Genomic DNA, 12,702 nt, shown 5'->3' on the forward strand with positions numbered 1-12,702 from the left:
ATTGGTATTGAAATGGCTTGTTAACAAGCCATTTCAGCAAATTCAAGTTGTTTTAAAACATAAGCTTTGGCGCTTTGCAAATCATCAAATAAACAATCAAGAATCTGAATCGGAGACTCAGCTTCTGCGATGATACGTTTCATTTGATTAAGCACGATTGAAGAGCTGAACATATATGCTGTGGCAATACAGTTTGTGCCCTGTAAAGCACGGAATAAATTAGTAAAACCTCGTTCTGCATCAGGAGTCGTTGCAAGTAGGTGTGTAGAATGACTAATATAAGCCCACGGACGCCCAGCCAAAGCACTGATATGCTTTTTTAAACCAGTCGCGAAGTCGTTGACTAATCGTGCGTTAATATTACCAGAAAATTGTCCAATAATTATTGGACCCTCAGTGATGATACTGACACTGCCATAGTGATTCTTAAATTCCAATTTGCTTCCCTTTCGAATTAAAAAGAGCGCGAATTTTATACAATTCACAGAGCGTGTCTAGCTATTTATTGTACAATTATAAAAAAGCATAAATATTCTAAATTTATGCTTTTTATTGGTTTTTAATTGCTTTTATGGGTGTTATGCAGATAGCTTATTCATCTGGCATTTAAAGTATAGATAACTATTTATTAACAATATAGTCAAGAGCGCCTGAAATTGCCGCTACTTGAGCGTGAATACAAATTTCGTCACTCGCTTGTGGGCTATCAGGGTAGACCTCTGTTGTTGTTACAAATTCTGCATCTGTTAAGCCCATACATAAACCGAGCTTTTTCGCTTCGTAATTAATTACACCAAACTGAGTTTGCGGCACACCAATCAACTGGTTATTTTCATCACTTGGGGCGATATGGGTAACTTTTTCAACTGATTTGATAATAGCGGTTTGGAATTCATGTTCAGGACGTTCGCTGTCAGCTACAAGATAAAATCCATCTGGTATATTCCAATTATCGTGTGTTTTGGCATCGCGGGCTGCAAGCGCTGGACGAAACTCGCTATTATCAGTGTCGGTTGTTTCATGGAGATCAATATGTGCGTATGGTGCAATTGAATTATCAGCTAGGTACTGCATGATTGCTGCCGATTCTTGCGCAGGACTATTTTGATAAAAAGAGCGGTTTGGATCAGTTGCAGTTGGATTCCAACGGTTTATGGTTTCGTAACCCCAAGGGCTAATACAGGGTGCAATCAAAATATTAAAGTGTGAAAGGTAATCGGTAGCTGCTTTTTTGGCAAAGGCTAATGCGCCGTGCACGCCACTCGTTTCATAACCGTGTACACCACCTGTTACTAACACGCATGGTTTATTTTTTTGCCAATTTTTGCTTTTTAAAATGAAAAGCGGGTAGCTGTTAATGTCATAGTCAAGCGTACCATATCGTTCAACATCAAACTTTTCCGATAACGAATCAAGCTGTGATACGACGTCATCTGAGTAGCTACGCTTTACTGATTGAAGCGCAAGCCATGCTTTTTTATCTTCATCATTCCAAGGTTTACCAGGGGTCCCGATAGGATAACTCATAAAATACCTTATTTGGATTTGCTGCAAAAAGGCGAGCTTATCGAAGCGCAGCATGTCATGCAACTAGATGAGTTCAGTCGTTATGTTTCCTTGTTCATATAACTTTGCGTGATGATGTTTGTGAATGTCGAATAAGTATTGGCGCATTGCATCTTCGCCTTCACAGACCTTAATTATTTTTGCAGCAATACCTTTACTTGTCGCTCTGACAGGTTTGGCTCTGATCATCACATGCTCTTGGTTGGGTAAGCTAAAAGCAAGCGTAATTTCTTGTTCTAAAACGGCTTCGGCATGTTTTGGTTGTAAGAGTATTCCAGTACTCGAGAGTGACAAAATAACGTATTTTTCTGTTTGTAGGTCAAGATCGGGTGTTCGCCAACTTCTTTCAATTCCTTTGGTGTCGATTACTTCAGGTGCACTAAGAACTGGCGTTAATTGACCGTTTTCATCTGTAGTGAACTCTAATGGAAACCACAACTGATAGATACCAACTTCTGCCAATAGCGTTAATTTCGCATTCTTGAGCAATCCACTTAGTTTATCTGGTAGGTTGAGATTTAATGACATTTTAGTGTTGATAGGGTCATCAACACTTTGTTCAGCCTCAAATAAGCTATTAAAAAAAGACAACTCTTGCTCTGATAAATGTGTCATCCCTAGCTCCTTTTAAGTACGACTGGCTAATAGTAACTTAAGGTCATAGTTTGTTCAAATAATGTGTACAAAACAGGCATTAACTGTGCCAGTTGCACAGAGATTTCTTTTAGTGTTTATTTGACTTACACTGGAGGAAATAATTCACAAGGATTTTATTTTGTCGAGTTTGACTGGTGTAAATAAAAGTTTAGTTATCTTTGCCGCTTTAGTTATTGTTTTGGCAGGTATTAAAGCTGCAAGTGTAATTGTGATCCCTTTTGTTTTGGCAGCTTTTATTGCCATTATATGTAATCCCCTGATCCGCTTTTTTGCTAAATATGGAATTCCCAAAGCAATTGCAGTGGTTTTTGTCATGATGATGATAGTTGGTGTAGGGGTAAGCCTTGCCGGTCTGGTAGGGCAATCTATGACCGATTTCTCTGAAAAACTACCTGAGTACAAAGCGCAACTACAAGAAGAGTTTGTGTGGGTTGTTAATGTTGCTGCTAGTTATAACATCTTGATTGATAAAGAACAGATTATTTCTTTATTTGACCCAGGAAAAATGATTGATGTGGCTACAAATATGCTTACAGGCCTTGGCGGCGTAATGGCAAATATGTTTCTTATTATTTTAACGGTAGTATTTATGCTGTTTGAAGGGCCAATGCTAAGCAAAAAAGTACATATGGCATTAGATGACCCCGAAATGAAAATGAAGCAAATTGACCGCTTTTTAGACTCTATTAACTCTTATCTTGCGATAAAAACGTTAGTAAGTTTAGGCACCGGCCTGCTTGCTGGTTTTATGCTATGGGCACTTGGTGTTGATTACTTTGTGCTGTGGGGGGTTGTGGCATTCATGCTCAATTATATCCCTAATATTGGGTCGATTATTGCGGCCGTACCGGCGGTATTATTAGCTTTAATTACACAAGGCCCGCTTGTTGCTGGGGTTATTGCGGGTGGTTACCTAGTAATAAATACAGTGATGGGTAACATAGTTGAGCCTAAATTTATGGGTAAAGGTTTGGGTTTATCAACGTTAGTTGTATTCTTATCTTTAATCTTTTGGGGTTGGTTGATGGGAACAGTTGGAATGCTGTTATCCGTACCATTAACTATGATAGTTAAAATAGCCCTTGAAACAAGCCAAGAAGGGCGTTGGCTCGCAACTTTGCTGGGAAACGGCGAAGAGCTTAAATTAGATGATTAAAAGGCGCTGATGCGCCTTTTTACTTTAATGGTTGCTTTAACACGCTCAGGTGCTGATTGAGTATAGCAATTTCACATTGCTTGTAGGTAATAGCTGCCTTGGTTGCATTTGGCATTTTTTGCAAATATCGCCAACGACAACTGTCCTCTTGATAGCTGGCTTGGTTTTTTACACTGCGTAAAAATATAGGTAATAGTTGGCTGTTCCCCGTATCTTCTTTTATCTTTTCCAGATCTAGAGTCAGTTTATTTACCCACATTTTTTGTTCGCGTTCCAAATCTGCAATGACTTTATCTAAGCAGCGAATATATTGCTTTGTTTCAGCAGGTGTATTGCCGTTTAATGTGCATTGCTGTTGAGCATCGATAGAGAATGCTTGAAATGATATAAATCCTAAAAAAACTGTAAATATCGGGTGTTTCATATTATTTTTTATCACGATAGTTAAACTCTAAAATAAACTCAGCGCCACCAAGTTTTTCGGAGTCACCAATTGTTAAGTGGCCATTATAAGAGTTTACTAAGTCCGACACGATAGCCATACCAACACCATGACCACTTTCATAAGTGTCCAATCGGGTGCCTCTTGTTAATAATGATTCACGCTTGTCAACGGGCACGCCAGGTCCATCATCACAGATATTAATTGTTAATGATTTGCCTTGCTTAACGTTAATGTCAACTTGCGAGCGGCAAGCTTTACAAGCATTGTCTATTAGATTACCTAACAATTCCATTAAGTCGGTTTTATCACCTAAGAAGTAATCTTTCTCTGTTACTTCACATGTAAAGATAATATCTTTGTCACGATAAACCTTCGTCATGGCACTTAAAATTGAATCAATAACGGGTTTAACAAGCGTTTGTTTTTTCCATGTATCAGACGCACCAGTGGCGGCTCGCTTTAATTGATGCTCGATCATCACATTAATACGGTCTAACTGCTCTTGTGCATCTGCATCATTGGCTAAAGGGCTTGACTTAAGTACAGCTAATGGGGTTTTCAACGCATGCGCTAAATCGCTTAACGATGCGCGATAACGCTCTTTTTGGCGCTGCTGTGATTCAAGTAATAAGTTTAAATCTGCTTTAATTGTCTGTAGTTCAACAGGGTAAAGACCCTTAATTTGTTGATTATCGCCAGATTCAATGGATTTTATTTCTTTGTCTAAACGTTGTAGGGGTCTTGCGCTCCAAACAAAACCAATCGCCATCAATGCGGCGATTGAAACACCCATAACATACATCCAATTCACTAAAGTTTGTTTAAAGCCATCCATCAACCTGAGTAGAGCATCATTACGTTTTAACAAAATAAACCGTGCATGCTCGGATTGATCTATATTTTCTAGGATAACGGTAAGGGTAAGCTGCCAATAAACTACATTATTATATTCAACACGACGGAAATCGGCTGAACCAGCAGGGGCTTCGAATTCGTCAGGAATAAAATTTATATTCGTTGCTGACTCAGAGTACCAAACAGGTAGATCGCCACGATAAATCATAGCGTAGGTGTCTGAGTTTAGTCTGTTTAGTTCGGGGGTGAGAATGGTGCTTGGCATCACAATGCCACGTTCAGTAAAGTCAACTTCAGAGATAAGAGAATATAAGTGGGCTTCGAGCGTTTTTTCGGTCGCTTCGACTAAGGAGGCGTAGTAAGCCTTACCAATTGAGAAAAACAAAATTGGTAAAGCAACTAATAAAACAAAGACAAGGATAAATCCTTGCCTTACTTTAAGCGGTATTTGCGATGCTACCACTGACTTTTAAGCCTGTAACCACGGCCACGTAACGTTTCTACAGGGTTTAGTGTACCGTCAGGGTCAAGCTTTTTACGTAAACGAAGCACGAATACTTCAATTACGTTTGAGTCAAGATCAAAGTCTTGGTCGTAAATATGCTCAGTTAGCTCTGACTTAGAGATCACTTTTTGTGGGTTAACCATTAAGTACTCAAGTACTTTGTATTCATATGCTGTCAGGCTAAGCTCTCTGTCATCTACCCATACTTGCTGAGAGCGAGTATGAATTTTGATTGGACCTGCTGTCATTTCAGGGTTTGCTTTACCCGCACTACGGCGAATAAGTGCGTTACAGCGCGCAATTAACTCTTCAACATGAAACGGTTTAGTAAGGTAATCATCAGCGCCTGCATCTAAACCTTCTACTTTATCTTGCCAACGGTCACGCGCCGTTAAAATTAAGATAGGAATAGTAATACCTTGTGCACGTGCTTTTGTGATCAGTTCTATACCATCTACTTTTGGTAAGCCTAAATCGACTACTGCCATATCAAGAGGGTATTCTGTAATATGAAATAAACCAGCTTCGCCATCGTGACAAAGATCTACACTGTAGCGCTCTTTCTCAAGGGCATTACGTAAATTGTCTGCCAAGTGTAAATCATCTTCAATTACTAAAATTCGCATTTTTAATCCTTTTTCACTTCGCCAGTCTTTTTGTTCACATGGATATCGACCACGTGTCCGTTCGTTTTTAATATTCTAACGGTATATACTTTTTCTTGCTCTGTGATTTTGAGGGTTCTACCGTCTTCCGCTTTTTTTGCAATCAACACTGCTTGCTTTTTACTGACCTCATCAGCTTGCTTGTTACTTGCAGCTGCTTGAAAGCTCGAAAGTGCAAATAGTAGGCTAAAACTGAAGGCTAATAATACGCGCATGACGGGAAACTCCTAAACCAGACCCATTTAGTTTAATTAACCAAGTAACTAAAACTCAAGTAAAAACGTTAAATTATGTGATTTAACGAGATGATCTTAGTTAACAAGCAGTGAACAAACACTGAATTATTGCAGCAGGAAAGTTCACTCTAATTAAAAATTAACCAAAGACTTTTTTAAATGGCTTTACAACTGAGTTATCGTAAACGCCAGCAGCAATATAAGGGTCGTTTGCTGCCCATTCCCTTGCTGCTTCTAATGAATCAAACTCAGCAACCACTAATGAGCCTGTAAAACCGGCTTCAGCAGGGTCTTCACTATCAACGGCTGGTAGCGGGCCTGCTGTAAATAAACGATTTTGATCGTCTAATTCCTGAAGGCGAGCTAAGTGAGCAGGGCGAGCAGATTTACGTGCTTCCAAACTATTCTCAACGTCTGTTGAATAAATCATATACAGCATAATGTGTTCTCAATGTTATTTTGAAAAAATAGTAGCATATTCTGCTGAGTAGACGAGAGATTATTTGCGTAATAATCTTTACACAAACCCATATAACTTTAACTTATAAAGCTTGAAATACGCGGTATAACACTGGTAGAGTCGCTTGATTGAGAAAATAATAATAAGGTTTTTAAATGAGCGAAAAACGCGAGCATTTTAGCTCCCGCCTCGGTTTTATTTTAGCGGCAGCCGGTTCTGCTGTAGGTATCGGAAACTTAGTGGGTTTTCCTGTTTCCGCTACAAAAAATGGTGGTGGTGCTTTCCTTTTAGTCTATGCATTGTTTGTCATTTTTATCTGTTTGCCTGTAATGATGGCCGAAATGGCAATGGGTCGTAAAGCGCAAAAAGATCCTCTCGGTTCTTACAAATTGTTAGCGAGCAATGATCCAAAATGGAACTTTGCGGGCTTTTTAGCGGTACTAACGCCATTTATGATTGCTGTTTTTTACATGGTGATCACTGTGTGGATTTTTGGTTATTTATCGCAAACCGCATTTGGTAATTTAGATGCTTTAGCTCAGCCTGATAACTTTGGTACCTTTATCAATAGCTATACCGTGTTTGGTTATATGGCTGTAGTTGCAATCATCGTTAACTTGATCTTGGTTGGTGGTGTAAAAGAAGGTATTGAAAAAGCAGCTAAGTTTATGATGCCGGCTTTATTTGTGTTACTTACCGCGCTGGTGGTTTATGTATTAACACTTGATAACGCGATGGCGGGTGTAAAGTATTACATCGTACCTGATTTTAGTAAAATGAGTGCGAGTGTACTTAATGGTGCGCTAGCTCAAGCGTTCTTCTCACTGTCGTTAGGTATGGGTATTTTAATGACCTATGCATCATATATTTCTAAGAAAGACGACATTGTTGGCAGTGCAAAAATGGTTGCGGTAACCGATTCATTGGTTGCATTTATTGCCGGTCTTATGGTGCTTCCAGCTATTTTTAGTTTTAATCCGAATACTGATCCGAGTACTTTATCAGACTCATCGGTGTCGATGATTTTTGTATATCTACCAAAAATTTTATTAGCATTACAAGCTGATATTGGCTACGTGGGTGCATCAATTGTTGCGTTTGTATTCTTCTTATTAGTCTTTTTTGCGGCAATTACGTCACTTGTATCGATTGTGGAAGTACCAACAGCAACATTAAGTGACCGTAAGGGTATCAGCCGTAAAAAAGCATTGGCTATCCTAACTTTATCAACAGGCGTATTAACTGTGTTGTGTACCATGTCATTTGGTATGGTTGACTCTCTTACTCAGTTTGTTAATTATGGCGGCGCAGATAAGAGCTTATTTGATATTGTTTATGATGTGTTTTACGACACAATTTTACCGCTTAATGGTTTAATGGTGTGTTTATTCGTTATGTACCGCTGGAAAAAAGCAAACTTATCAGCAGAGCTAAGCCAAGGCTGTGACGGCTATATCGGCAGCTTTACAGAGAAGTATGTGAACTTTTCGCTATCAACGTTTATCCCTGCCATTTTATTACTTATTTTTGTAAATACGGTCGCAACGAAGTTTTTTGCATTTAGTATTTTCGGATTTTAAAAGCCAACTCAATATTTAGCCGCGCACTTTTGCGCGGCTTTTTTATATTCGCTAAATAGCCCCTGCATCTAAAACATCACCTAGCCCCAAAGTAAACATCCAAAGTCCCCATAAACTGTGTTCAATAACACACACAAAGGTCGAGCGGCTTTGCGCATAGGTGTAAGAAAAAAGCAGCCCACCTAAAAATGCTAGAAGTACGGCGAGTACATTCGCATAGACAATGTGAGCCAACGCAAACACCGATGCGCTGACAATAATACGCACGGTTTTACTTGGCATAATGTGTTTATAACGATGGAAAAAGTAGGTTCTAAAAATAAGCTCTTGCGGCATCACCGATAAAATGGGATAGAGCAATAACAACATCAGCCAATCATAAAAAGAATTTCTGGGCATCGAAAACCAGTTTTCTTGATTCATGATGCCGTAAAACATGCCTGAGAATAGCGCCCCTAAAAAGAAAAAGCTAAACAAGCGACGTTTGACTGCACTAAATTCACCTAAGCTGGTTAGCCTAAAGCGTTTGAAATGAGGGTCAGACAAAAGCAACATGCTGCACACGGCCATTAAAATAATAAGGGCAGGTATAAGCCAGTTAGCGAGGTGGGCGCGTAGCAAGAAGCCTAATAGCGGCAAAGAAACAAATATGAGGGTAAATTCAAACCAGCGGTATTGGTTAGCGTTCAATGTCGTCTCAGCGTGTTTTTTGTATACGCTAACAAGCTAAGACGACATATTTATGACATTAAGATTGCTTTGAATCTTTCTCTTCGTCATCCTCAGGTAAGTATTTAAATAGGGTAATGATCGTGGCTAGCACGCATACAAAGGTAATGCCCATTAAACCAAATACTTTAAAGTTAACCCAAAAATCGAGTGAGAAATTATAGGCAATGTAGATGTTCAGCGCTGATATACCACCGGTTACCGCAACCCAAAAGAGATTAAGTTTGTTCCACAGTGTTTCCGGTACCTTGATTTCTTGTTTACTCTCAGAGGCATTTTCTAAAATCGAGCTAAGTGCTTTTTTAACTAGGTTTTTTCCAAGCACATAGCGGCTGACTAACAAGGTAGCACTTAAGATGGCATACACAATGGTGGCCTTCCATTTCACAAACTGTTCATCGTGGAAGACTAAGGTAAGTGTACCTAGCACGACTGCGATTGCAAAAAACACCCAGTGGCGGGTTGGTACTTTGCCATCTTTAAAATAACAATAAGCAACCTGAATTAAGGTAGTTAGCATCAGCAAGGCTGTTGCCCAATAAATATCAACTAATTTGAAAACCGCAAAAAACAAAATCAGCGGAGTGTATTCAATAATTGCGCGCATAGATTTATAAATGCTCTAATTTAAAAAGATACTGGGTTGTATCAAGTTATAGCTCAAGATACAAGGTTGACTTAGTTGCCCTGAAAGCTTAGCCTCCCGAGCCAATCTGGCCTAAACCAATGTTTAGGATGTTTTACCTTATCTTTTTCCGCTTAACCTCAGATGATTAAGCGGCGTATTTTGGAGCATATTATGAATAAAGCCGCGTTAGTATCACAAATGGCTGCCCACAGTGAATTAACAAAAAAAGACACGCAAGCTGCCTTAACGAGCATGTTAAATGCTATCGAAAAATCATTATCTGAGGGCGACCAAGTGCAAATAAATGGCTTTGGTACATTTGCCTTAAGTTATTATCCAGCCCGTAAAGGGCGCAACCCGCAAACCGGTGAAGAAATTGAAATAGAAGGCGCTAATAAGCCAGTTTTCAAACCTGCTAAAGCACTCAAAGACCTTCTATAAAGCAGGATTTGCACATCGGCTGTAGTATTTACAGAGTAAAAATTGGTGACTTAAAAATTAATTTAGTATTTTCAATGCATTAAGTCTTGGCATGTTGTCTGCTTCTAATGATTTAGGTTTGCCCAAATAAGGAGATAACATGTCAGATTTAAATAGCCAACTTAATGGTAAAAAGATTGCCATTCTTGCAACCAACGGCTTTGAGCAAAGCGAGCTATTGTCACCACGAAGCGCATTATTAGAAGCTGGTGCACTTGTTGAAGTTGTGTCACTTGAGCGTGGCGATATCACCGCATGGGATGAAAACCAATGGGGTGAGCGAGTCACTGTTGACCGCGTAGTCAGCGAAGCAGACTCTGCAGAGTATGACGCGTTACTGCTTCCTGGTGGTTTATTCAACCCAGATACGTTACGTCAAAATAGCGAAGCAAAAGCGTTTGTTGATGGTTTTTTTAGTGCAGGTAAAAACAAACCCATTGCCGCGATATGCCATGGCCCATGGCTATTAGCCGAAATTAACAAGTTACGCGACCGCAAGGTGACATCATACCCAAGTATTAAAACTGATTTGATCAATGCTGGTGCTAATTGGGTTGATCAAGAGGTGTGTGTTGATGAGGGCATAGTTACAAGTCGAAGCCCAGCCGACCTGGAAGCCTTTAATCGAAAATTCATAGAAGAAATTAAAGAGGGCGAGCATCGCCATCATTAATCATTTCTCATAATTAGTTAGACATAAAAAAGGGCCTTTAAGGCCCTTTTTTATGCAATAAAACAACTTACTTAGTAGCAGCTTTCATACTGGCTACAAACTCTTTTAAACCAGTGAGCATCGCAGCTCGATCATCAAGGTTTGCCTCGATGATTTTAACAACCGCAGAGCCTGAAATGGCACCAGCGGCTCCTGACTCAAGTGCTGATTTAACATCTTCAGGTGTTGATACACCAAAGCCAAGTAGAGCCGGTGCAGCATGATAATCTTTTAGTTTTTTAACTAATGAATCTGCTGGCATTTGTGCCTTGGTTTCTGTGCCTGTCACACCTGCGCGTGAAAGAAGGTATGTGTAACCACGACCATATGACGCACACTCCCGTAAGGTGTCATCATCAGCATTAGGCGTTGCAATAAAAATTGGGTCGATGCCATTTTTCATTGCTGTTTTACGAAATGGCTTTGATTCGTGCAGCGGCACGTCAGCCACTAAAATTGAATCAACACCGGCTTCTTTAGCATCTTGATAAAACTTTTCGATGCCCCGCTTAAGTACTAGGTTTGAATACAATAACAGGCCAATTGGAATATCGGCATTGTACTCACGCACTTGTTTAATGATATCAAAGCAATCTTGGGTATTGATGTTTTCATCAAGTGCACGAATGTTAGCAGCTTGGATCACCGGGCCATCTGCAATCGGATCTGAAAATGGAATACCTAGCTCAAGGGCATCAGCGCCGCCATCAATTAAGCTTTTGATGATCTCTACACTCAGTGCTTTATTAGGATCACCAATCGTAACGAAGGGTACAAAAGCACCTTGGTTTGTTTCATTTAATGTGGCGAACAGTTGTCCGTAACGGTTAGTCTGGCTCATAGTGCGCCTCCTTCTGATAAAACACTGTGTACGTGAGCCAAATCTTTATCGCCTCGGCCGCTTAGGTTAACCACTAAAATAGTGTCTTCGGTTTGTTGCTCGGCATATTTAAGGGCATATGCGAGGGCATGGCTTGATTCAAGCGCTGGAATAATCCCTTCGTTCTTAGCCAGTAGTTGGAATGCCTCAAGTGCTTCAGTATCAGTAATGCCCACATATTCTGCACGGCCTGTCTCATGAAGATAAGCATGTTGTGGACCAACAGCTGGGTAATCAAGACCTGCTGAAACAGAGTAAGACTCTTCAATTTGACCATCATCATTTTGCATAATATAGGTATAGGTACCGTGTAAAATGCCTTTCGTGCCCTTACATAGCGTAGCACCGTGTTGATGGGTATCTAAGCCTTTACCAGCTGGCTCTACACCAATGAGTTTTACGCTTGGCTCATCAATAAAGTCTGTGAACATACCAATGGCGTTAGAGCCACCACCTACACAAGCAAGCACAGCATCCGGTAAGCGACCCTCTGCTTTCAGTACTTGTTGTTTTGCTTCTTCACCAATCATTTTTTGGAACTCACGCACCATGGTAGGGAATGGGTGAGGGCCTGCTGCAGTGCCTAGTAAATAGTGAGCATCTTTGTAATTAGCTGACCAGTCACGCAGTGCTTCGTTTACGGCATCTTTTAAGGTACCAGAGCCTGCCGTGACAGGAATAACCTCTGCGCCCATTAGTTTCATACGAAATACATTTGGTTGCTGACGTTCAACGTCTTTTGCGCCCATGTAAATACGGCATTTTAAGCCAAGTAAGGCACAGGCTAGGGCCGTTGCAACACCGTGTTGGCCGGCACCTGTTTCTGCAATCACTTCTTTTTTACCCATGCGTTTGGTCAGAAGTGCTTGACCAAGTACTTGGTTGGTTTTGTGCGCACCGCCGTGCAGTAAATCTTCACGCTTTAAATACAGTTTTACCTTAGGATTTTTAACTAAGTTACGTGTCAGAGTTAATGGCGTAGGACGACCTGCGTATTCATTTAACAGTTTTTCAAACTCAGCCTGAAAAGCTGGATCTTTTTGTGATTTATTAAACTCTGCTTCTAGTTGCTTGAGTGCTGGCACAAGCAGCTGTGGTACAAACATACCACCGAATTTACCGAAATAAGCTGGATTTTGCATTCTAAC

16 protein-coding genes are annotated in these 12,702 nt (G+C 40.2%); 4 read left to right on the forward strand and 12 right to left on the reverse strand.

What is annotated here, in order from left to right; translation table 11 throughout:
- Positions 1–20: 20 nt before the first annotated feature.
- The 3 genes from LY624_RS07095 to LY624_RS07105 form a co-directional block, all read right to left on the reverse strand.
- Positions 21–437 carry a hypothetical protein gene (locus tag LY624_RS07095; RefSeq protein WP_341804174.1) on the reverse strand — a complete coding sequence of 139 codons (417 nt, stop codon included), beginning with the start codon at positions 435–437 and terminating at the stop codon, positions 21–23.
- A gap of 184 nt (positions 438–621) precedes the next feature.
- The gene (locus LY624_RS07100; RefSeq protein ID WP_341804175.1) at positions 622–1,527 is read right to left on the reverse strand and encodes a M14 family metallopeptidase; all 906 of its coding nucleotides are present in this window, start codon (positions 1,525–1,527) and stop codon (positions 622–624) included.
- Between the two features lie 63 nt (positions 1,528–1,590).
- The gene (locus tag LY624_RS07105; RefSeq protein WP_341804176.1) at positions 1,591–2,181 is read right to left on the reverse strand and encodes a hypothetical protein; all 591 of its coding nucleotides are present in this window, start codon (positions 2,179–2,181) and stop codon (positions 1,591–1,593) included.
- A 160-nt stretch (positions 2,182–2,341) separates the two neighbouring features.
- Between LY624_RS07105 and LY624_RS07110 the strand changes: the two genes are divergently transcribed.
- Positions 2,342–3,379, forward strand: a complete 1,038-nt coding sequence (locus LY624_RS07110) for an AI-2E family transporter (RefSeq protein ID WP_130149664.1) — start codon at positions 2,342–2,344, stop codon at positions 3,377–3,379.
- Between the two features lie 19 nt (positions 3,380–3,398).
- Here LY624_RS07110 and LY624_RS07115 read toward each other — a convergent pair whose 3' ends face one another.
- From LY624_RS07115 to LY624_RS07135, 5 genes are all read right to left on the reverse strand, one after another.
- Positions 3,399–3,818: a hypothetical protein gene (locus tag LY624_RS07115; RefSeq protein ID WP_237118732.1), complete on the reverse strand. Its 420-nt coding sequence runs from the start codon at positions 3,816–3,818 to the stop codon at positions 3,399–3,401.
- A complete protein-coding gene (locus LY624_RS07120; protein ID WP_130149665.1) occupies positions 3,805–5,142 on the reverse strand; it encodes an ATP-binding protein in 1,338 nt (445 codons plus the stop codon). The genes LY624_RS07115 and LY624_RS07120 overlap by 14 nt, the downstream gene beginning before the upstream one ends.
- Positions 5,136–5,810, reverse strand: a complete 675-nt coding sequence (locus LY624_RS07125) for a response regulator transcription factor (RefSeq protein WP_062568851.1) — start codon at positions 5,808–5,810, stop codon at positions 5,136–5,138. The genes LY624_RS07120 and LY624_RS07125 overlap by 7 nt, the downstream gene beginning before the upstream one ends.
- 2 nt (positions 5,811–5,812) lie before the next feature.
- Entirely contained in the window at positions 5,813–6,064 is a 252-nt protein-coding gene (locus tag LY624_RS07130; protein ID WP_062568852.1) for a PepSY domain-containing protein, read from the reverse strand.
- Between the two features lie 160 nt (positions 6,065–6,224).
- A complete protein-coding gene (locus LY624_RS07135; protein WP_205989496.1) occupies positions 6,225–6,524 on the reverse strand; it encodes a YciI family protein in 300 nt (99 codons plus the stop codon).
- Between the two features lie 176 nt (positions 6,525–6,700).
- On the opposite strand from LY624_RS07135, the gene LY624_RS07140 reads away from it, so the two are divergent.
- Positions 6,701–8,125, forward strand: coding sequence for a sodium-dependent transporter (locus LY624_RS07140; protein ID WP_130149666.1), 1,425 nt, complete (start codon positions 6,701–6,703; stop codon positions 8,123–8,125).
- Positions 8,126–8,176: 51 nt separating this feature from the next.
- Here LY624_RS07140 and LY624_RS07145 read toward each other — a convergent pair whose 3' ends face one another.
- Complete coding sequence (locus LY624_RS07145) at positions 8,177–8,815, reverse strand: CPBP family glutamic-type intramembrane protease (RefSeq protein ID WP_130149667.1); 639 nt, start codon at positions 8,813–8,815, stop codon at positions 8,177–8,179.
- Positions 8,816–8,873: 58 nt separating this feature from the next.
- Positions 8,874–9,461 carry an inner membrane-spanning protein YciB gene (locus LY624_RS07150; protein ID WP_130149668.1) on the reverse strand — a complete coding sequence of 196 codons (588 nt, stop codon included), beginning with the start codon at positions 9,459–9,461 and terminating at the stop codon, positions 8,874–8,876.
- 192 nt (positions 9,462–9,653) lie between these two features.
- Between LY624_RS07150 and LY624_RS07155 the strand changes: the two genes are divergently transcribed.
- Together LY624_RS07155 and LY624_RS07160 are read left to right on the forward strand one after the other, a co-directional pair.
- Complete coding sequence (locus tag LY624_RS07155; protein WP_130149669.1) at positions 9,654–9,923, forward strand: HU family DNA-binding protein; 270 nt, start codon at positions 9,654–9,656, stop codon at positions 9,921–9,923.
- A 139-nt stretch (positions 9,924–10,062) separates the two neighbouring features.
- Positions 10,063–10,635, forward strand: a complete 573-nt coding sequence (locus LY624_RS07160) for a type 1 glutamine amidotransferase domain-containing protein (protein WP_130149670.1) — start codon at positions 10,063–10,065, stop codon at positions 10,633–10,635.
- Positions 10,636–10,702: 67 nt separating this feature from the next.
- On the opposite strand, the gene trpA is transcribed toward LY624_RS07160, so the two are convergent.
- Positions 10,703–11,515, reverse strand: a complete 813-nt coding sequence (trpA, locus tag LY624_RS07165; RefSeq protein ID WP_341804178.1) for a tryptophan synthase subunit alpha — start codon at positions 11,513–11,515, stop codon at positions 10,703–10,705.
- A complete protein-coding gene (trpB, locus tag LY624_RS07170) occupies positions 11,512–12,696 on the reverse strand; it encodes a tryptophan synthase subunit beta (RefSeq protein WP_341804179.1) in 1,185 nt (394 codons plus the stop codon). Before trpB ends, trpA begins: the two co-directional genes overlap by 4 nt.
- Between the last annotated feature and the right edge of the window lie 6 nt (positions 12,697–12,702).

The sequence above is a fragment of the Pseudoalteromonas sp. N1230-9 genome (assembly GCF_032716425.1).
Lineage (GTDB): Bacteria > Pseudomonadota > Gammaproteobacteria > Enterobacterales > Alteromonadaceae > Pseudoalteromonas.